This window comes from Sinomicrobium sp. (genome assembly GCA_029266035.1).
Classification (GTDB): Bacteria; Bacteroidota; Bacteroidia; order Flavobacteriales; family Flavobacteriaceae; genus Sinomicrobium.
In genome coordinates, this window is record JAJUFH010000019.1 from 20,321 (window position 1) to 39,269 (window position 18,949).

Here is an 18,949-nt window from a genome sequence, read left to right on the forward strand (position 1 = left end):
AATAACGACATCAATATAATTGTAATACAATGTACAGAAGCCACACCTGCGGAGAACTCCGCCATGCTCATATCAACCAGACAGTCACTTTGGCCGGATGGGTACAGAAAGTAAGGGATAAAGGATTTATGATCTGGATAGATCTCCGCGACAGGTATGGTATTACTCAGCTCATCTTAGACGAAGAAAGAACTCCCAAAGCTGTATTCGACTTGGCAAAAACACTGGGCAGAGAATTTGTGATACAGGTAGAAGGAACCGTTATTGAAAGAGAGTCTAAAAACAAAAATATCCCTACCGGAGATATCGAAATTATGGTCAGCGGACTCACCGTTCTCAACAGTGCCGATTTACCTCCCTTTACCATAGAAGATCAGACCGACGGCGGGGAAGACCTGCGAATGAAATACCGCTATCTCGACATCCGAAGAAACCCGGTAAAAGACAAGCTTATGTTCAGGCATCGGGTAGCTATGGAAGTGCGCAATTACCTATCTCAACAAGGTTTTATAGAAGTGGAAACCCCTTACCTTATAAAATCTACTCCCGAAGGTGCACGCGACTTTGTCGTTCCTTCCAGGATGAACGAAGGTCAGTTTTACGCGCTTCCACAATCGCCTCAAACTTTTAAGCAACTGCTCATGGTGGGCGGAATGGATCGGTATTTCCAAATCGTAAAGTGTTTTAGGGACGAAGACCTCAGAGCTGACAGGCAACCGGAGTTTACTCAGATAGACTGCGAAATGACCTTTGTAGAACAGGAAGATATACTCAATATCTTTGAAGCACTTACCAAGCATTTGCTCAAAACTATAAAGGGTGTAGAGGTAGATAACTTTCCCAGAATATCGTATGCCGAAGCCATGCAAAAATACGGCAACGACAAACCCGACATTAGGTTTGGCATGGAGTTTGGCGAACTAAATACCTTGGCAAAAGGCAAAGGCTTTAACGTTTTTGATGCACAGGAGCTCATAGTCGGCATCGCTGTTCCCGGAGCAGCTGAATACACTCGAAAGCAAATCGACGCCCTTATCGACTGGGTAAAGCGCCCACAGATCGGAGCCAACGGACTGGTGTGGGTTAAATACAATACCGACGGCAGTTTTAAATCGTCTGTAGACAAGTTCTACAACTCAGACGACCTCTTTGCTTGGGCAGAAGCTACCGGATCCAAGCCGGGCGACCTGATACTCGTAATGGCGGGAGATGCTCACAAAACAAGAACGCAACTCAGCACAGTACGCATGGAGATGGCCGAACGTCTCGGACTTCGAAAACCGGAAGAATTTGCCCCTCTTTGGGTAGTAGACTTCCCTCTGCTGGAATGGGATGAAGAAACTCAGCGCTACCACGCGATGCACCATCCTTTTACCTCGCCAAAACCTGAAGATATTCCGCTTTTAGAGACCGACCCGGGCAATGCCAGAGCCAATGCTTACGACCTTGTACTAAACGGAAACGAAATAGGAGGAGGCTCCATAAGAATTCACAATTCCGAGCTGCAGAGCAAAATGTTCAAACTGCTCGGTTTTACCCATGAACAGGCAGAAGCCCAATTTGGGTTCCTTATGAACGCCTTTAAATACGGTGCACCTCCTCATGCGGGAATCGCCTTTGGCTTCGACAGACTAGTTGCCATACTTGGAGGACAGGAAAGCATAAGAGACTTTATAGCCTTCCCGAAAAACAATTCCGGACGCGATGTGATGATTAATGCTCCCGCTCCCATAGACGACGAACAGCTAGAAGAACTAAAGTTGAAACTTAACCTCTGACTTCAACAAAAAAATGACTCATGCAGTGCTATTCAGAAAATGCCGAAGGACAATGTAGAGGGTGTATATCACTGACAACGACATTTATCGTCGGAGACAAAAAGAAGAAAAAGAAAAAGTGCTGTAAAAAGTATAAAAAGAAAGGAAAAACACATTGTAAAGACTGTCCTAAATTGTAGTATATTTATACAAAAGGCTTAAGAATGCCAAAACAGAAAAAAAACCTACTCACCAAATTCTTAATCTGGCGTGCTAAACATATTTCGCAACGCCAGTTTATCTTTATGCTGAGTATTCTGGTAGGGTTTACTTCGGGTTTGGGCGCGGTGGTATTAAAAAACTTCACACACCTCATACAATACCTCCTCGAAGGGACACTGGTACAATATTACCATCACGCTTTTTACTTTATTTTCCCCATAATTGGTCTTACCCTCACCTATCTCATCATTAAATACGTGATAAGACACCCGGTAAGTCACGGCATCCCCTCTACGCTTTATGCCATATCCAAGCGAAAAGGAGTGATGAAACAGTTCCAAATGGTAGGGTCTATTTTAACGGCGCCTATCACTGTAGGTTTCGGTGGATCGGTAGGACTCGAAGGTCCCACAGTGGCCACCGGATCTGCGATAAGCTCTAATATTTCGCGATTGTTTCACCTCAACCAAGCCAACCGCACACTTTTGATAAGCTGTGCAGCGACAGGAGCTTTGGCATCCATATTCAAAGCACCAGTTGCCGCCATAGTCTTTGCCATTGAGGTATTTAGTTTAGACCTCACTCTGGCATCGCTACTCCCGCTGTTACTAGCGTCAATATCGGCTATCATCACTTCTTACTTCTTTTTTGGATCAGACAGTCTCTTACCCTTTCACATCACTGAGAATTTTGAAATTCGAGATGTGCCTTTTTTTATAGTCCTTGGAGCAATCTCCGGACTGGTGTCTATTTATTTTACAAAAGTTTATCACAGTACGCAAAGCCTCTTCGACCGTGTCAACTCTCCTATTAAAAAGCTTATTATAGGAGGCGCCTGTATAGGAATACTACTATTTTTTATACCTCCGCTATACGGAGAGGGTTTTGACGTAATCAACAATTTGATAAAAGGTGACCTGAGCAAAGCTCTAGACAATAACTTTTTCCAATTGAATGTAGATAATGTATGGGCTGTAATCCTTCTCCTCGCCGGACTGGTATTTTTTAAGATTATTGCCTGCTCTCTTACTTTTGGTGCCGGCGGCGTAGGTGGAATCTTTGCTCCTACTCTTTTTATGGGAAGCATTATGGGGAATTGTATAGCAAAGATTATCAACGCCTTGGGATTGGGAAATCAAGCCGTATCTGAGAGTAATTTTACGCTCGTAGGAATGGCCGGACTTATGGCAGGAGTACTCCACGCCCCACTCACCGCTATCTTTCTCATCGCAGAACTCACCGGAGGATACGAGCTGTTTATCCCTCTTATGATTACCTCTGCCATGTCTTTTGCCATCACCAAATACTTTGTTTCCCACTCCGTATACACCATGGAGCTAGCGCGAAAGGGAGAACTCATCACCCACAATAAAGATCAGGCCATACTTACCCTTATGGATATCGACAAAGTAGTAGAAACCAATTTTATCACCCTCTATCCCGACATGAACCTGGGAGAGATTGTTCACAATGCCGTGGTAAAATCGAACAGAAATATTTTCCCTGTACTCGACAAAGAAGACCATTCGTTGGCTGGTATACTGCTACTCGACGATATCAGACCTATTATGTTCGACCAATCACTCTACGAAGAGATATCGGTTTCGGATGTAATGAACCCACCTCCAGCCATCATCGACCTCGGAAAAGACAAGATGACAGAGGTGATGCAGAAATTTCAAGACAGCGGTGCTTGGAATCTACCGGTGATAAAAAACAACACTTATCAGGGATTTATCTCTAAATCAAAATTGCTCACGGCATATCGAAGAAAACTCATATCGTTTACTACCAGATAGGAAAAACCAAACAGAGTACATCGCACAACCATAACATACCTTCCAACAACGAAATCAGGCAAGGCTGCAACTGCTCATATCTAGATGTTCTGAAAATACTGAAAATCAATATTTTTTTCAATAAAAAACATTAATTTAACCTTTTGCATCCATATAAATCCTACATTTGTTACTCAAATTTTATTTATAATTTTAATAATGACAGGAACAGTTAAATTTTTCAATGAATCAAAAGGTTACGGATTCATTACCAACGACGAGACAGGCAGAGACATCTTTGTACACGTAACCGGTTTAAAAGGTGTTGAGCTGAAAGACGGAGACAAAGTAGAATATGTAGAAGAAGAAGGAAGAAAAGGGATGGTTGCCGCACAAGTGCAGGTAATCGGATAATCTATATTTTATTTTGATTGACTAAAGGTGTTTGCCAAAGCAGACACCTTTTTTATGCACGGCAAAATTTTATTACCGTTTATTTCTCTTTTCTCTAAAAAACTGTTGAAGCAAACCGGCCGATTCAGCGGCCATCACACCTTCTTTCAGTACTGTTTTAGGATGAAGCGACGCTCCCATCGCGCGAAAGCCACGCTCTGTATCTGCCGCCGCAAAAACCACTCGCGATATCTGACTCCAATACAAGGCGCCAGCGCACATCTGACAAGGTTCCAAGGTCACGTATAGGGTACATCCCTTCAGGTATTTTCCCCCTATAAAATCTGATGCCGCAGTAATAGCCTGCATTTCGGCATGGGCAGTAACATCGGTAAGTGTTTCGGTGAGATTATGCCCTCTCGCAATAATTCTGTCGTCTATTACCACAACAGCTCCTACGGGTACCTCGCCTTTTTCACTGGCCACTTCTGCCTCCTGAAGTGCCTTTTTCATAAAATATTCATCGTCAAAAGTAGTCGTCATACCCGCAAAAATACAAACGCTTCTCGTACTTTTGTATCACCATGTCAAAAAAACTGTTATCACATATAAATACTCCTGAAGATCTCAGAAAGCTATCGCCTGAACAACTGCCGGTGCTGGCCAAAGAGCTACGTGATTTTATTATCGATATCGTTTCGGTAAAGGAAGGGCACCTCGGAGCCAGTCTAGGAGTGGTAGAACTCACCATTGCACTACACTACGTTTTTAACACCCCCATCGACCAGCTCGTATGGGATGTAGGTCATCAGGCATACGGACACAAAATACTGACAGGGAGAAAAAATTTGTTCCACACCAATCGCCAACTCGGGGGTATCAGCGGTTTCCCTAAACGCGATGAAAGCGTATACGACAATTTTGGCACCGGACATTCGTCTACTTCCATCTCTGCCGTACTGGGAATGGCAATGGCCTCGACGATTAAAGGAGAAATCGAAAAACAACACATTGCGGTGATAGGCGATGCCTCCATAGCCAGTGGTATGGCCTTTGAAGGCCTTAATCATGCGGGGGTTACCGATAGTAATATCCTCATTATTCTCAATGACAATGCCATAGGCATAGATCCCAGTGTAGGGGCTGTCAAAGAATATCTGACCAGGGTAAAAACAGAGCGAAAACTGGCACAACACAACATCATTAAAGCACTAAATTTTGATTACAGCGGTCCGATTGACGGTCATGACATCAGTGCTATAATCGGCGAATTGACCCGTTTGAAAGACGTCAAGGGCCCCCGTTTTCTCCATGTCGTAACCACCAAGGGCAAAGGTCTGCGAAAAGCTGAAGAAAACCAGGTACTCTACCACGCCCCCGGAAAATTTGACAAAATTACCGGAGAGATTGTAAAAAAGGAGAACCCTGGCTACCTTCCTCCAAAATACCAAGATGTATTTGGGCATACTCTGGTAGAACTAGCTGAGAGCAACGAGAAAATTGTCGGGATTACGCCAGCTATGCCTACCGGAAGCTCTCTGCGATTTATGATGGATGCTTTTCCCAATCGAGCGTTTGATGTGGGCATTGCCGAACAACACGCCGTTACACTGGCTGCGGGGATGGCTACACAAGGACTTATTCCATTTTGCAATATATATTCAACTTTCTTGCAAAGAGCCTACGACCAACTTATCCACGATGTAGCCCTACAAAAACTTCCGGTTATTTTTTGTCTCGATCGGGCGGGACTGGTAGGAGAAGACGGGGCAACCCATCACGGGGTATTCGACCTCGCTTTCTTGAGGTGTATTCCCAACCTCATTGTTTACGCTCCAGCAGATGAAAGCGACTTGAGAAACATAATGTATACGGCACAATTGGGACTTTCGTCTCCAATTGCCATAAGATACCCGAGGGGACGAGGAGTAACCCCAGACTGGAAAAAACCTTTCCGGAAACTGGAAATAGGAAGAGGAAAACTACTAAAAGACGGCTGCAGAATCGCAATACTGAGTATAGGCAGTACAGCGCATAATGTAAGCCTTGCGATAAAAGGTCTTACAGATAAAGAACAATTGGAGGTCGCTCATTGCGATATGCAGTTCGTAAAACCTTTGGACGAAGCCCTGCTACACCATATTTTTAAAAGGTTTGACACATTAGTCACCGTAGAAGACGGATGTGTTTCTGGCGGATTTGGCAGTGCTGTATTAGAGTTTGCAACTGCATACGGGTACAAGGCTCAAATAAAGTGTCTGGGCATTCCAGATATCTTTATCGCTCATGGAAAAGTGAGTGAATTACAGGAAATTTTAGATCTCAGTCCGAAAAAAATACGAGAATTGATTTCTTTGCTACTCTGACCGTTATCCATACTTATTTATCGTGCAGAAAACAACATAATACAATCGCTATCGTTTAGGATATAACCAAAAATATTAAAAAATGTAAAAATAACTTGCACCACAATCACCGTCACCGTATTAAAAACTACAATAATGAAGAAGACCATTTTCCTAATCACAATTGTTTTGTACAGCTGTTCCACTAGGGCACAGGAGATACTCACCCCAATAGAGAGCAGTTCGTACAGCATTCACAATTTGCCAGTATATTTCCCTATCGACACCAGCGAAACTCGTATCAAGGTACTCGAAAGCATAGTACCTCCCCTTCCAGATCCTGTTTCTTATTGGTTGAAGGAAAACGAACTGGGAATCATCATGAGCCAAATTGCATTTTCCAATTGGAATGCCGGAGGTAATAATGCTATATCCGGAATATCGTCAGCTCACTTTGTGAGATGGTACAAAAGAGGCAACGTCAGCTGGAACAACGAACTCATTCTGAAATTCGGACTCAATGCCCAGGAAAATCAGAAACTGCGCAAATCGGACGATGCAATACAATTTAACAGTACCTTCGGCTATCGAACACATCCCAAATCGGATTGGTACTATTCGGCCAAACTCACCTTTAGTACCCAATTTACCAATGGATATCAATATCCCGACCGCGATAATCCGATTTCGAAATTTATGGCTCCAGGATATTTCTTTCTCGGTGTAGGTGCCGAATATTCTCCTACAGAAGAGAAACTGACCGCTTATTTCTCTCCCATTACTCAAAAATCCACTTATGTATTGGACCAAGATCTGGCCAACAACGGAGCTTTTGGAGTAGAAAAGGCCATATACGACTCAGCTGGCAATATGATTAGAGCTGGTAAGCAGGTACGTACCGAAGTGGGTATACTCGTAAACAGCAACTGGGAAAAGGAAGTGTATAAAAATATGACATTTACCAACAGAGTATCGCTGTACACCGACTATCTGAATGATTTTGGCAATATAGATATAGACTGGGAATTCAATTTCAACCTAGTGGTCAACGAATATGTAAAAGCTAATGTAGGAGCTCATATCAAATACGACAACGACGTAAAGACTCAAGAGCTGCAGTTAAGTGACAACAAAACCCTGGCCTATGGCCCCAGGCTGCAGTTAAAGCAGATACTCGGAGTAGGGATAAACTACGCGTTCTGATGGTTTAACACAAACTTTATCAACAGATACAACAGGAGGGCATCAACCGATTTGCCCTCCGTTAATCTTGTTGTAAATCCCAACTACACGACCGTCGGTAAGACTGGCTACAAAACAACTTATCCCTAGCAAACATCGGTAGGGCGAGGTAAATCCATGTTTGTATTTCTCAGGAATGAGTTGAAGAACCAGGCTGTCGTAATGTGTTTCTTTCCCTTCGAATTTCCTGATTGCGGCAGCACAAAAAACTTCCAGTAAACGCTCTACAATAGCATAGCCTGCAATCTCTTTTTCGACTACCTCTTCCGATTTGTATATCTTCTTTACACTAAGCGATATAATATCGTCTATCTGGGGCTTATACTGACTTTTGTCGAGGAGAGAAGTGTCGAACTCCCCTTTTAAAATAGCTTCTTCATTGGCAATAAACACCTTTGCAGATTCACCGATAAGGGTATTAATTGCCAAAGCTCGAAGGTAACTGATGCGATCTTCGGTAGTTTTCAGCTGACCGTATTTTGCCGTATTGATATGGTCTTTTACCAGTTTTATCAAATATTCCAATGCGTATACCTCATCGATTAGTCCTCGGTTTATGCCGTCTTCAAAATCGATAATGGTGTAACAAATATCGTCGGCGGCTTCAACGAGAAAAGCCAACGGATGTCGCACATAGGAAATATCAGTTTCACTCCTAGACAACAGGCCCAACTCCTCCGCCACTTCGGCAAAAGAGGCTCTTTCCGACTGAAAAAACCCGAATTTCTTGTCGGCTATATGCTTGCTGGGTCTGTGCGGTAGAGACTCTTTCGGATACTTGGTAAAAGCCCCCAAAGTGGCGTAACTCAAACGAAGTCCCCCACTAATTCCTTCACGGTTTTCTGTCAATATCTTAAACCCATTGGCATTCCCTTCAAAATCGGTAAGGTCTCGATATTCCTTAGCGGCCAACAAGTTTTGATACGCTGCACCCTCTCCAAATTTAAAAAAAGAGCCAATCGCCTTTTCTCCACTGTGCCCAAAGGGTGGGTTTCCTATATCGTGCGCCAGTGCTGCTGCAGCGACTATAGCGCCGAAATCACTGAGTTGATATCCGTGAATTTGTTGTAAGTAAGGATGTTTTTCCAAGAGTTTCTTCCCCACTATCCGCCCCAGACTACGCCCTACAACAGAGACTTCCATGCTGTGTGTAAGCCTGGTATGAACAAAGTCGGTCTTCGAAAGGGGGATAACCTGTGTCTTGTCTTGCAAACTGCGGAATGAGGAGGAAAAAATAATTCGATCGTAATCGACCTCAAACCCCACCCGAGTTTCCTTTTCTTCCTTTCTCAGCCTTTTATTGGTATCTCCATATCGTTTGAGCGACAGGAGGTTTTCCCACTGCATCATAGTATTTCTTGTATTATTTTTCAGTCGTTTAAGACTATCGAAAATGCCTTGTTTCTGGCAGAGACAAATGATGTTTAAAGATACAAAAAACGATCAGGATTCTTTGATGTTTCGAGCCACTTCTTCCAGCTCTTCATACCATTCTGCACCAAACTTTCGGATCAGTGCTTCCCGCACAAACTTGTACACCGGTACGTTCAGTTCCTTTCCAAGTGTACAGGCATCATCGCATATATACCACTTGTGATAATTCACTGCAGAAAATTGTGAATACTCCTTTACTCTAATAGGATAAAGATGACAGGAAACCGGTTTTTTCCAAGATATTTTCTTCTCGTTGTACGCCTGTTCTATACCGCATAGCGCCGTGCCTTTGGCGTCGAAGATAACATAGGCACATTCGCTGCCATTTACAAGAGGGGTTTCCCACTCTCCATCTTCTCCGAGTATATGAGTGCCTTGAGCTTCTATGGCCGCTACGCCCTCTTTTCTGAGGTAAGGCTTTACCTCGGGATATATCTGGTCGAGTACAGTGGTTTCCTCTTTATCAAGAGGAGCCCCGGCATCTCCGTCTACACAGCAAGCTCCTTTACAGGCTGAAAGATTACACACAAAATCTTCCTCCAGTATATCTTCCGATACTATGGTTTTCCCTAACTGAAACATAGAGCAAAGATACTATTATTTCAGGTTGTCTATATCGGATAGTCGCTATTCATTCCCATTCTAAAAAAATCTCATCCTAAAAGGTCGTAATCCGACGGATATGTTTACTTTTGTCATCATTTTAACTCGCTAAAAATATGCACTTTAACTTAAAGGAAATAGCGACTGCCACCATGATATTGTTTGCTATTATCGACATCATTGGCAGCATCCCTATCATCATAAGACTACGAGAAAAAGTGGGGCACATACAATCTGAAAAAACTTCGATAGTGTCCGGTATTATTATGATTGCCTTCCTTTTTGTAGGAGAACAAATCCTCAGTCTGATTGGTATTGACATTTATTCTTTTGCCGTAGCTGGTTCTTTTATCCTCTTTTTCTTGGCTATTGAAATGATTTTAGGGATATCTCTGTACAAAGACGAGGCTCCTGAGACCGCCTCGGTAGTACCCCTGGCATTCCCTCTTATAGCCGGAGCGGGAACCATGACTTCCATACTGTCGCTCAGAGCAGAATACCGTGTAGAAAATATTATTGTGGCAATTATCATCAATATTATTTTTGTGTACATCGTTCTCAAATCATCTAAGCGCATAGAACATTTCCTCGGGAAAGCCGGGTTCACCGTCATTCAAAAGATATTTGGAGTGATACTGTTGGCCATATCTATAAAACTGTTTGCCAATAACGCCTCTAATTTATTTTGACGAATAGAATTGGTGACGAGGTGAATTCGCAAAAGGGAGACTTGGAGATGTGGTGACACTGGAAAATAGGGAGTACTGTGATATAGAGAGTGTAAATGGATGAATGGAAATTCGAAGAACGTTTGTGAAGAACAATCGGGAGTTAGTGAATTCTTTGTAACTTTGCAGTGCTACAAAATAGATATCTCATGAAGTATTTTATCCTGACACTTATACTGATTGCCTTAGGGCTTATCGTATACAACGTCACCCTTATCGACTTCGGATCCCCGCTAGAAGGAGACAGCATCGTAGCCCTGATAGGGATAGTCGCAGCGCTCTGTGCTATTTTGCTATTGGTGATCTTTAACCTTGCAAAAAAAGTTCAAGACAAAGTAAACGACAAAAAGTAAGCTCAGCGGTAGCTGCACTTACTATTACTCGGGTATGTGTTCTGTCTCTGTTTCCGGATTGAGACTAAGTGCTATCACCTTTGTCACTGCCTCGTCGTCTGTATTCAGTATCCTGATATAAGCATTGCTGCCGTACAATTGTTCGGCTATGGTAGCTTTGATATACTTCTTGAGATTGTCTCTGTAATTGGAAAAATTAATCCGGGAAAAATCCACCCCTATCAAGGCTCGATTACGGCGACCGTAATCCACAAATTTGGCGATAAGACTGTCGTCTACCTGCACTTCCCGCTCAAATTCTTCTTCGGTATATTTACTGTACAGACTTCTGTCACTATCGAGATATTCAAACACAAAATACGAAAGGAAGCCTGTTTGCAATATATAATTTAAGGCTTCTTCCTCTAGATTCCCACCGAGAGGAATAAACACATCGGGAACTATTCCCCCTCCTCCGTATACTATTTTTCCCTTTGGAGTGGTAAACTTCAAAGAGTCTTCCACGTGAATACTGTCGGCCGTAATCAGTTCGCCATTGTAATACCGCTCGTAAAACTGATGGTAGTAATCGTCTATTCCATTTTCATACGAGCGCTGTATAGACCTTCCTGTAGGAGTATAATACCTAGAAACAGTAAGCCTTACCGAAGAGCCGTCTCCCAACTCCATTTCGCGCTGTACCAGCCCCTTGCCAAACGATCGGCGACCTACAATCACCCCTTTGTCGTTGTCTTGTAGCGCTCCTGCCACGATTTCACTGGCAGAGGCCGATTTTTCATCGATCAACACAAACACCTTTCCGTCTTCAAAATCTCCACGAGAAGTGGCGTAGACTTCTTGTTTTTCCCCTTTTTTGTTCTTTGTAAACAGTATGAGTTTTCCATCTTCGAGAAATTCGTCGGCGATGTCTTCGGCCATTTTCATATAGCCTCCGGGATTACCTCTCAGGTCGAGTACAAGTTCTGTAGCCCCCACAGATTTCAATGATGTCAGCGCTGTTTTGAATTCGTTGTAAGTAGACTCGGCAAAGCGATTTATCTTGATATACCCGAGACTATCGGTAAGCATATAAGCAGCTTCCACACTTTTTATAGGTACTACATCGCGTACTACATCCAAAGAGATCAAGCTATCCTCTTCCTTTCGGTACAGGGTTATGCTTACAGGATCTCCTTTCTTGCCTTTCAGTATATCTCGGAGCTCCTTCGAACTTCTGTGTTTTCCGAAGAGGGTGTCACCATTGGCATACAATATCCGATCACCCGATTTTATACCAGCTTTGAGTCCTGGTCCGTACTCAATAGGACGTATTACCGATAAGGTATCTTTATACATATAAAAACTCACTCCTATTCCAACAAAGTCACCCTGCATATTTTCGTTTACTTCCTCTCGATTTTCCTTGGGAATGTATACAGAATGAGGGTCGAGCTTTTCAAGGATAGAATTTACGGTGACATCTACAATACTGTCCGTATCTACCTGGTCAACGTATTCGTAGTCGATATAATCGACAAGCCTGTTGAGTTTTCGTTTTTTAGAATTATCGGAAAAGAAGCGGTGAGGTTTGCTGTCGAAATTGACCATTCCTCCAATAAGTATACCGATAGCCATAGCGACAGCTACAAGTAGGGGAAGCCATATTTTCGTATCGTTTCTCATGTTTCTTCTAGGACGGGAATATGTTTTAATTCAACGCCCGCTTTGGACAAAAATTGTAATCCGGAATCATCTTTATACTTTTCCTGATACACCACCCTCTTTATCCCTGCTTGATGCACCAATTTGCTGCATTCCTTACAGGGCGATAAGGTGATATAAAGGGTAGCTCCATTGCACGATTGTGTAGAAGACGCTACTTTGAGTATGGCGTTGGCCTCCGCGTGAAGCACATACCACTTGGTATAACCTTCATCGTCTTCACAAAGATTTTCAAACCCCGTTGGAGTACCGTTATAGCCATCGGAAATTATCATCCTATCTTTTACAATAATGGCTCCTACCTGCCTTCTTTTACAATAAGAAAGCCTACCCCATTCTCTAGCCATTCGCAGATAAGCACGGTCGTATTTTTCTTGTTTTTCTGCATTCATAAGTATATACACCAAGAGCGTTATAACAGTCCAAACTTACGATTTATTTGGCAGAAATTAGGGTTTGGAGAGGTGGAGTTTAGGGTTTGGAGTTTACAAATCACAAACAATCAACCCGTAAACAATCAACTCGAAATTATTCGTATTTTTGTAGTGATTTTTAAAAAATTGAATTATGTATCCGGAAGAACTAGTAAAACCCATGAAAGAAGACCTGACCAGTGTCGGGTTTCAAGAATTGTATACTGCCGACGAAGTTGATGCTGCTTTAGCTAAACCGGGAACTACACTTGTTGTGGTAAATTCGGTTTGCGGATGTGCCGCTGCCAACGCGAGGCCAGGAGCTAAAATGTCGTTGAACAATCAGAAAAAACCAGATCATATCGTTACCGTTTTTGCCGGTGTGGATCGCGAAGCTACAGACCGTGCCAGAAACCATATGGTTCCTTTCCCTCCTTCATCGCCTAGTATGGCTTTGTTTAAAGACGGAGAGCTGGTGCACATGCTAGAGCGGCACCATATTGAAGGTCGTCCTGCCGAGATGATTGCAGACAACCTCATCGAAGCATACAACGAATTTTGCTAAAAATCCAGAAAGATTTTAGCTTTAGGAGCAAAAGCCGTTTGGAGGAATTCAGACGGCTTTTTTGTTTCTAAATTTTCGGTATACCACATAGGCCAGTCCGGCCATAAGCAGATAAGGTATAGCCATGAGGTAAACGATGCCGTTGTTAATTCCCTTGGCAGCTTCTTGCCCACCACCACTTTCGAGTACTGCACGACACATGGCGCATTGTGCCTCTGCAGGTAAAAAAGCTAAAAGTAAAACAGTGAGTAAAACACAAGACCTGATATTCATATCATTTATTTTTTGAATCATCTGCCAAAAACAATAGCACTTCGTACAAAGTTACATATAATAAGGAGAAATCATCAAATACACCACTACTCCTGTAATGGCTACATACAGCCATATAGGAAATGTAATTCTAGCTATTTTCTTGTGCTTGTCAAAGCGCTTTGAAAGAGCCCTTACAAAGGTTACCAAAACCAGTGGAATGATTACAATAGACAGGAGAATATGGGTAATTAACACAAAGTAATACACATATCTTATCCAGCCTTCTCCTCCAAATGGTGTAGAGTCTGATGTCATGTGATATGCCACGTACATCACCAAAAAAGCTGTAGAAAGCCCTATACAGGTTTTCATCAATTTTTCATGTAGCTTGGCTTTTCCGTTCTTAACCGCCCATACGGCCAAAATCAGCAACACAGCGGTCAGACCATTTACCGTGGCATAAATTGGAGGTAGAAAACTCAGAGGTTCTACATTTGGAATTTTAATCCCAAAGAGTGCAGCTACTACTAACGGAATTGCTATAGAGAGGATTGCAATCAACTTGTTGTATTTCTTTTCTTCCATATCTACAAGTATCTCAATTATTTACCTGTCTCTTCAAGCAAGGTGGCTATATCCTTTTTGAGCATGGTGACTCCTTCATCTTCCAATCCGTCGTAGTACACCATGGGATTTCCAAATTTATCCTTTCTCGACCTTATATTACCCTTAGTGTCAACAAGAGCAAACATTCCCGAATGCTCGAAGCCTCCTTTGGCTTCAGGATTTATTCCGGCATAGAGGTTAAAACCTCCGTTTGCCAGTTCGTATATATCGTCTACATCGCCGGTAAGGAAGTGCCAATTGGGGTGATTTGCACCATACTTTTCAGCGTATTCCATCAACACTTCAGGGGTATCGTGTTCCGGGTTAATCGAAAAGGAAGCCACTCCAAAATCTTCTTCATTTCTAAATTCGTTTTGAATCTTCACCATATTTCTATTCATCACCGGGCATATAGTTGGGCAGGTAGTAAAGAAAAATTCTACCACATACACCTTACCTTTATAGGTTTCTTCTGTAATGGTGTCCTTGTGTTGGTCTACGAATTTAAAACCGGGGGCGGGCCCTATGGTAAGCAGTTCTTCACTCTCTACACCCGACACTCTATTACCCACATTGTGCCTATCCTGGTCTACGATGTTCCCGTTCTTTATTCGATCTACAATTTTGGGCACGAAGATAATCCCAAATATGAGAATAATCATGGAGACCCATACATATGTATACTTACCTTTCATGTCTATAAACTTTATTTCATCACCTTATTAATTAAGCTTTTTCAGATACGAATCCCTTCTACTTACACCTTTATTCTTTTTTAAGGCGAGGCGGTATTCGGCGAGCAAGACATTCATATCGTCTATCATTTTGTTGTTGAGTTCAGCTACCGAGGCGGCATCGTATCCATAGAGAGGCTTCTCTGTATCGTCATCTTTGTCTCGTCCTCTCAGATTACGGGCTCTATCGATTATAAAAATACGGGAAGTATTTAGATCTACATCCAGTACTCCTTGACTTCCAAGGCTGTAAAAGAGTTCTTCAACCGCTTTTTCTTCAGCAAAAACAAATTTCCACTTCCCCATATCGGTAAGTGGTGACAACTCTTCTCTCAGTGCTACGGCCTCTTTTTCTGTCTCCTCACTATCTGGAAGCACAGCAACAAACTGGAAGTCAGTAAACTGATAAAACCTCTTGTATATCTTCTGATTGGCATTAAAAACACTTCCTTTTACAGCTTCCGGATGCTTCCCTAAAAAAGCTAGTACTGTGACACTGCTGTCTAAAGACACCTCTGCTCCATCCAGCGATCTAAAAGTATCCACATTACCCACCTCCTCAGTGAGCACAGGGAGCTTTACAAAATTGTTTACTCCTGAAGCAAAAAAGAGATAGGCCACTATGGGTAGCACAAACAATACACTGAGTACTATATATTTTTTCATCTAGCTTATTAGTTTCTATTTATCAGCAAAATCACTTCGAAAATGCAAGATAGACTTTCGGTTATTTCACCTCTTAAAAGTACCACAACAAAAATAAAAAAGACGGTCTACAACCGCCTCTCTTATACTGTTAAATATATAAAAACCACACGGTTTCATATACTAAAAATCCCAGCTTATAAAACCTTCTCTCATCACCTCGTGTATGTAATGTCCTTCTGTTAGCAACAAGGCAATAAGATAGGGGATGAGAATAATCAGCGGCAATACAATAGACCAGCGAAAACTTCCTTTCTCTCCTTCGAGGTGCATAAAAGCCCAGGCGATATAATAAGCCTTTACCAGAGTAAGGATGATAAATATCCAGTTTAATATCTTCATTCCCACCACCATGGTCATAGACCATTCGGGTCTTATAATCCCGAGAATAACTTCAACTATAGTTACTACAGACAGTATAAAAAACACTGTCCATATTCTCTTGACGTTTGATGCGTGTGCGTGTGCCATTTTTGACTGATATTATCTGAACTCCAAAGAGAGTTCGTTAATGTTTTTGGTTAAACGAGATAGAAAAAGGTAAATACAAAAACCCAAACAAGGTCAACAAAGTGCCAGTACAACCCTACTTTCTCTACCATTTCATAGCTCTTCCTCTTTTCGTAAGTTCCTAGAATTACGTTGAAGAAAATAATGATGTTGAGCACTACCCCTGTAAAGACGTGGAATCCGTGAAATCCTGTAATAAAGAAGAAGAAGTCCGCAAATTGTTTGTTCCCGTACTCATTTCTAATGAGGTTGGCTCCTTCTACTACATGGACTGCACTTTTCAATTTTTCTGCTGATTGCTCTCTTGTCAACAGTGTTTTATGTCCGTGTTCGTTGAGTTTCTCGGTGCGGATAAGAACATTTTGGTTAGCGTTAAAACCTTCTACTATGTCGTTCACAGCATAAATATGCTCCGCTTGATCCACTTCAGCTGTTATTCCGTTGACATTCACGCTCTGCTTAGCTTCGGTGTTTGGCGTTGCAAAATCGCTCAGGGCAAGTCTTTTCCCTGTATCTGCATCCACAAACTGTAAAATCTGACCTCCTTTGGTCTCGACCGCTCCGTATGAACCCTGAATAAAATTTTTCCATTCCCAAGCCTGAGACCCGAGGAATATAAGTCCTCCGATTACGGTAAAGAACATATACCAAGCCACTTTACTCCTTTTCATCTGATGCCCGGCATCTACAGCCAACACCATAGTCACCGACGAAAAGATCAAGATAAACGTCATCAAAGCCACATAATACATAGGAGCATCTACTCCGTGCAGAAATGGAAAGTGATTAAACACCTCGTCTGCAATAGGCCAGGAATCGATAAATTTAAAACGGGTAAGCCCATAAGCCGCGAGGAATCCTGAAAATGTCAAGGCATCCGAGAGGATAAAATACCAGATCATCATTTTTCCATAACTGGCACCAAGTGGTCTATTGCCACCTCCCCATACCTTTCCTTCTGTAGCTGTTGTAACAGTAGCTTCCATAAACTAATACATATATGTTTTAAAAAAAACTGCCCAAATTTACGTTTTTTTCTTATCTAAAGAAATAGAAAAATAAAATGAGGTACACCCACAGCAAATCGAGGAAATGCCAGAACGTTACAGCCATTTCTAAACCAAGGGTTTGACCGGGGTAATACTTCTCTTTAAAATGATTATAAATTACCACCAACAGTACTAGAATTCCAGCTATCACGTGAGCCATGTGGGCTACAGTAATCGCATACAGAAACGAAGTGGTTACCGAACTCTGAGCTCCGGTAAAGTAATACCCATCTTCAATAACCTGTGAAAATCCGTAAAATTGGGATACGACAAACAGTGTAGCAAGCAGTAGGGTAATGAGCAGTAATACGCTACCTACTTGTCTACGTCCTGTTTGAATTTTATTTTTAGCAAGGTGAAAAGTAACACTGCTGGACAGGATAAAAGCTGTACTGACAAAGAAGGCTGTTGGCAATTCAAAATCCTGTAGCCAATCTGGTCTGCTTTTACTCACCACATAGGCACTGGTAAGCCCTCCAAAAGTCATAAGTATGCTTATCATACCGAACCAGAGCATCATTTTTTTTGCCCTGTCGTTCTTTTCCTGGAAAGTTCCCTGTGTCAAATCCATAATCAATTCTTAATCGCTATCTCCTACATTGCTTTAAGTACTCTGCACTTCTATACAAACTTATCCACCACATAAACAATCTGCAGTAAGGTGATATAGGTTACACTTGCCAGCATCAGCTTACGCGCTGAAGCATTATCTTTATTCTGATACAATTTCAGGGCGTAATAGAGCATTCCGAGACCGAGCACCCCTACAATTACAGCTCCAACCACAGACAGCTTGAGCTCACCGGTAAACCCTGTAACCGGAGCAACGGAAACAATTATCATCCAAATCACATACATAATAACCTGTACCGCTGTAGCCCTGTCTTTCTTTCCGGTGGGCAACATACAGTATCCCGCCTTTTTGTAATCGTCATACAGCAACCAGCCAATAGCCCAGAAGTGCGGAAATTGCCAAAAAAACTGCACCATAAACAAGGTTCCTGGCTCTATGCCAAAACTTCCACTTGCGGCTACCCAACCCAACATAAAGGGAATCGCTCCTGGAAAGGCCCCGACAAACACCGAAAGCGGTGTCTTGGTTTTCAAGGGTGTATAAACGCTGGTATATAAAAAAATGGATATCGCACCAAACATGGCTGTTTTGGGGTTTATAAGGTAAAGCATCACAATACCCAATACTGCACAAACCGTTGCGATAACAAAGGCGGTATTTACAGACATTCTCCCCGAGGGTATGGGTCTGTTTTTGGTACGCTGCATCTTGGCGTCCAAATCTCGTTCTACAATTTGATTATAAGCGTTGGAAGCTCCTACTGTAAAATACCCTCCTATCATTAACATCAGCAACACCTTGTAGTCTATGGTTGCTGCCCCCAAAAAATAACCGGCAACTGAAGAGAATACCACACTCAAAGACAGCCCTACCTTGGTCAACTGTCTGAAATCTTCCAGAACCTGTGATAAACCCCCTGTTTTTGTTGTTGTTCGTACTGCCGTTTTCATCTACGCGTATAAATCGGTTGCAAAGATATTGT

Annotated in this window: 21 protein-coding genes; 8 read left to right on the forward strand and 13 right to left on the reverse strand. The window is 42.4% G+C overall.

Going from position 1 to position 18,949, the window contains the following annotated elements; genetic code table 11:
- The first annotated feature begins 29 nt into the window (after window positions 1–29).
- The 3 genes from aspS (at window position 30) to ACYZZR_RS09595 (ending at window position 4,171) form a co-directional block, all read left to right on the forward strand.
- Complete coding sequence (aspS, locus tag ACYZZR_RS09585) at window positions 30–1,778, forward strand: aspartate--tRNA ligase (RefSeq protein ID WP_461533784.1); 1,749 nt, start codon at window positions 30–32, stop codon at window positions 1,776–1,778.
- Between the two features lie 203 nt (window positions 1,779–1,981).
- Window positions 1,982–3,778: a chloride channel protein gene (locus ACYZZR_RS09590; protein ID WP_461533785.1), complete on the forward strand. Its 1,797-nt coding sequence runs from the start codon at window positions 1,982–1,984 to the stop codon at window positions 3,776–3,778.
- Window positions 3,779–3,976: 198 nt separating this feature from the next.
- Window positions 3,977–4,171 (forward strand): cold-shock protein, encoded by a 195-nt coding sequence (locus tag ACYZZR_RS09595; protein WP_112370921.1) that lies wholly within the window; start codon window positions 3,977–3,979, stop codon window positions 4,169–4,171.
- A 72-nt stretch (window positions 4,172–4,243) separates the two neighbouring features.
- Here the strand turns inward: ACYZZR_RS09595 and ACYZZR_RS09600 are convergent, their stop codons facing one another.
- The gene (locus ACYZZR_RS09600) at window positions 4,244–4,693 is read right to left on the reverse strand and encodes a nucleoside deaminase (RefSeq protein WP_461533786.1); all 450 of its coding nucleotides are present in this window, start codon (window positions 4,691–4,693) and stop codon (window positions 4,244–4,246) included.
- Between the two features lie 41 nt (window positions 4,694–4,734).
- Here ACYZZR_RS09600 and dxs point away from each other — a divergent pair, with 41 nt between their 5' ends.
- Both dxs and ACYZZR_RS09610 read left to right on the forward strand, forming a co-directional pair.
- Complete coding sequence (gene dxs, locus ACYZZR_RS09605) at window positions 4,735–6,516, forward strand: 1-deoxy-D-xylulose-5-phosphate synthase (protein WP_461533787.1); 1,782 nt, start codon at window positions 4,735–4,737, stop codon at window positions 6,514–6,516.
- A 135-nt stretch (window positions 6,517–6,651) separates the two neighbouring features.
- Complete coding sequence (locus ACYZZR_RS09610; protein ID WP_461533788.1) at window positions 6,652–7,698, forward strand: DUF3078 domain-containing protein; 1,047 nt, start codon at window positions 6,652–6,654, stop codon at window positions 7,696–7,698.
- 42 nt (window positions 7,699–7,740) lie between these two features.
- On the opposite strand, the gene dgt is transcribed toward ACYZZR_RS09610, so the two are convergent.
- Both dgt and ACYZZR_RS09620 read right to left on the reverse strand, forming a co-directional pair.
- On the reverse strand, window positions 7,741–9,084 hold the full coding sequence (gene dgt, locus ACYZZR_RS09615; RefSeq protein ID WP_461533821.1) for a dGTP triphosphohydrolase: 1,344 nt from the start codon (window positions 9,082–9,084) through the stop codon (window positions 7,741–7,743).
- Between the two features lie 96 nt (window positions 9,085–9,180).
- Window positions 9,181–9,753, reverse strand: coding sequence for a DUF3109 family protein (locus ACYZZR_RS09620; protein WP_461533789.1), 573 nt, complete (start codon window positions 9,751–9,753; stop codon window positions 9,181–9,183).
- A 137-nt stretch (window positions 9,754–9,890) separates the two neighbouring features.
- Between ACYZZR_RS09620 and ACYZZR_RS09625 the strand changes: the two genes are divergently transcribed.
- On the forward strand, window positions 9,891–10,463 hold the full coding sequence (locus ACYZZR_RS09625; protein ID WP_461533790.1) for a MarC family protein: 573 nt from the start codon (window positions 9,891–9,893) through the stop codon (window positions 10,461–10,463).
- 188 nt (window positions 10,464–10,651) lie between these two features.
- Complete coding sequence (locus tag ACYZZR_RS09630; protein ID WP_461533791.1) at window positions 10,652–10,855, forward strand: hypothetical protein; 204 nt, start codon at window positions 10,652–10,654, stop codon at window positions 10,853–10,855.
- Between the two features lie 24 nt (window positions 10,856–10,879).
- Here ACYZZR_RS09630 and ACYZZR_RS09635 read toward each other — a convergent pair whose 3' ends face one another.
- Complete coding sequence (locus tag ACYZZR_RS09635; RefSeq protein WP_461533792.1) at window positions 10,880–12,517, reverse strand: S41 family peptidase; 1,638 nt, start codon at window positions 12,515–12,517, stop codon at window positions 10,880–10,882.
- Window positions 12,514–12,948 carry a deoxycytidylate deaminase gene (locus tag ACYZZR_RS09640; protein WP_461533822.1) on the reverse strand — a complete coding sequence of 145 codons (435 nt, stop codon included), beginning with the start codon at window positions 12,946–12,948 and terminating at the stop codon, window positions 12,514–12,516. The genes ACYZZR_RS09635 and ACYZZR_RS09640 overlap by 4 nt, the downstream gene beginning before the upstream one ends.
- 175 nt (window positions 12,949–13,123) lie before the next feature.
- Here ACYZZR_RS09640 and ACYZZR_RS09645 point away from each other — a divergent pair, with 175 nt between their 5' ends.
- On the forward strand, window positions 13,124–13,534 hold the full coding sequence (locus ACYZZR_RS09645; protein ID WP_461533793.1) for a BrxA/BrxB family bacilliredoxin: 411 nt from the start codon (window positions 13,124–13,126) through the stop codon (window positions 13,532–13,534).
- Window positions 13,535–13,582: 48 nt separating this feature from the next.
- On the opposite strand, the gene ACYZZR_RS09650 is transcribed toward ACYZZR_RS09645, so the two are convergent.
- The 8 genes from ACYZZR_RS09650 to cyoE form a co-directional block, all read right to left on the reverse strand.
- Window positions 13,583–13,807, reverse strand: coding sequence for a hypothetical protein (locus ACYZZR_RS09650; protein WP_461533794.1), 225 nt, complete (start codon window positions 13,805–13,807; stop codon window positions 13,583–13,585).
- A gap of 51 nt (window positions 13,808–13,858) precedes the next feature.
- Window positions 13,859–14,374 carry a DUF420 domain-containing protein gene (locus tag ACYZZR_RS09655; RefSeq protein ID WP_461533795.1) on the reverse strand — a complete coding sequence of 172 codons (516 nt, stop codon included), beginning with the start codon at window positions 14,372–14,374 and terminating at the stop codon, window positions 13,859–13,861.
- 17 nt (window positions 14,375–14,391) lie between these two features.
- The gene (locus ACYZZR_RS09660) at window positions 14,392–15,090 is read right to left on the reverse strand and encodes an SCO family protein (RefSeq protein ID WP_461533796.1); all 699 of its coding nucleotides are present in this window, start codon (window positions 15,088–15,090) and stop codon (window positions 14,392–14,394) included.
- 27 nt (window positions 15,091–15,117) lie between these two features.
- Window positions 15,118–15,795 carry a hypothetical protein gene (locus ACYZZR_RS09665; RefSeq protein ID WP_461533797.1) on the reverse strand — a complete coding sequence of 226 codons (678 nt, stop codon included), beginning with the start codon at window positions 15,793–15,795 and terminating at the stop codon, window positions 15,118–15,120.
- Between the two features lie 162 nt (window positions 15,796–15,957).
- Window positions 15,958–16,305 (reverse strand): cytochrome C oxidase subunit IV family protein, encoded by a 348-nt coding sequence (locus ACYZZR_RS09670; RefSeq protein WP_461533798.1) that lies wholly within the window; start codon window positions 16,303–16,305, stop codon window positions 15,958–15,960.
- Between the two features lie 50 nt (window positions 16,306–16,355).
- The gene (locus ACYZZR_RS09675; protein ID WP_461533799.1) at window positions 16,356–17,330 is read right to left on the reverse strand and encodes a cytochrome c oxidase subunit 3; all 975 of its coding nucleotides are present in this window, start codon (window positions 17,328–17,330) and stop codon (window positions 16,356–16,358) included.
- 52 nt (window positions 17,331–17,382) lie between these two features.
- Window positions 17,383–17,964 (reverse strand): cytochrome c oxidase subunit 3, encoded by a 582-nt coding sequence (locus ACYZZR_RS09680; protein WP_461533800.1) that lies wholly within the window; start codon window positions 17,962–17,964, stop codon window positions 17,383–17,385.
- A gap of 50 nt (window positions 17,965–18,014) precedes the next feature.
- On the reverse strand, window positions 18,015–18,917 hold the full coding sequence (gene cyoE / locus ACYZZR_RS09685; RefSeq protein WP_461533801.1) for a heme o synthase: 903 nt from the start codon (window positions 18,915–18,917) through the stop codon (window positions 18,015–18,017).
- Window positions 18,918–18,949 lie beyond the last annotated feature (32 nt).

What these genes read in the sequence shown, in the direction of transcription:
- aspS (WP_461533784.1), top strand. Translation starts at nt 30, where the DNA reads ATGTACAGAAGCCACACCTGCGGAGAACTCCGCCATGCTCATATCAAC.
- ACYZZR_RS09590 (WP_461533785.1), top strand. Translation starts at nt 1,982, where the DNA reads ATGCCAAAACAGAAAAAAAACCTACTCACCAAATTCTTAATCTGGCGT.
- ACYZZR_RS09595 (WP_112370921.1), top strand. Translation starts at nt 3,977, where the DNA reads ATGACAGGAACAGTTAAATTTTTCAATGAATCAAAAGGTTACGGATTC.
- ACYZZR_RS09600 (WP_461533786.1), bottom strand. Translation starts at nt 4,693, where the DNA reads ATGACGACTACTTTTGACGATGAATATTTTATGAAAAAGGCACTTCAG.
- dxs (WP_461533787.1), top strand. Translation starts at nt 4,735, where the DNA reads ATGTCAAAAAAACTGTTATCACATATAAATACTCCTGAAGATCTCAGA.
- ACYZZR_RS09610 (WP_461533788.1), top strand. Translation starts at nt 6,652, where the DNA reads ATGAAGAAGACCATTTTCCTAATCACAATTGTTTTGTACAGCTGTTCC.
- dgt (WP_461533821.1), bottom strand. Translation starts at nt 9,084, where the DNA reads ATGCAGTGGGAAAACCTCCTGTCGCTCAAACGATATGGAGATACCAAT.
- ACYZZR_RS09620 (WP_461533789.1), bottom strand. Translation starts at nt 9,753, where the DNA reads ATGTTTCAGTTAGGGAAAACCATAGTATCGGAAGATATACTGGAGGAA.
- ACYZZR_RS09625 (WP_461533790.1), top strand. Translation starts at nt 9,891, where the DNA reads ATGCACTTTAACTTAAAGGAAATAGCGACTGCCACCATGATATTGTTT.
- ACYZZR_RS09630 (WP_461533791.1), top strand. Translation starts at nt 10,652, where the DNA reads ATGAAGTATTTTATCCTGACACTTATACTGATTGCCTTAGGGCTTATC.
- ACYZZR_RS09635 (WP_461533792.1), bottom strand. Translation starts at nt 12,517, where the DNA reads ATGAGAAACGATACGAAAATATGGCTTCCCCTACTTGTAGCTGTCGCT.
- ACYZZR_RS09640 (WP_461533822.1), bottom strand. Translation starts at nt 12,948, where the DNA reads ATGAATGCAGAAAAACAAGAAAAATACGACCGTGCTTATCTGCGAATG.
- ACYZZR_RS09645 (WP_461533793.1), top strand. Translation starts at nt 13,124, where the DNA reads ATGTATCCGGAAGAACTAGTAAAACCCATGAAAGAAGACCTGACCAGT.
- ACYZZR_RS09650 (WP_461533794.1), bottom strand. Translation starts at nt 13,807, where the DNA reads ATGAATATCAGGTCTTGTGTTTTACTCACTGTTTTACTTTTAGCTTTT.
- ACYZZR_RS09655 (WP_461533795.1), bottom strand. Translation starts at nt 14,374, where the DNA reads ATGGAAGAAAAGAAATACAACAAGTTGATTGCAATCCTCTCTATAGCA.
- ACYZZR_RS09660 (WP_461533796.1), bottom strand. Translation starts at nt 15,090, where the DNA reads ATGAAAGGTAAGTATACATATGTATGGGTCTCCATGATTATTCTCATA.
- ACYZZR_RS09665 (WP_461533797.1), bottom strand. Translation starts at nt 15,795, where the DNA reads ATGAAAAAATATATAGTACTCAGTGTATTGTTTGTGCTACCCATAGTG.
- ACYZZR_RS09670 (WP_461533798.1), bottom strand. Translation starts at nt 16,305, where the DNA reads ATGGCACACGCACACGCATCAAACGTCAAGAGAATATGGACAGTGTTT.
- ACYZZR_RS09675 (WP_461533799.1), bottom strand. Translation starts at nt 17,330, where the DNA reads ATGGAAGCTACTGTTACAACAGCTACAGAAGGAAAGGTATGGGGAGGT.
- ACYZZR_RS09680 (WP_461533800.1), bottom strand. Translation starts at nt 17,964, where the DNA reads ATGGATTTGACACAGGGAACTTTCCAGGAAAAGAACGACAGGGCAAAA.
- cyoE (WP_461533801.1), bottom strand. Translation starts at nt 18,917, where the DNA reads ATGAAAACGGCAGTACGAACAACAACAAAAACAGGGGGTTTATCACAG.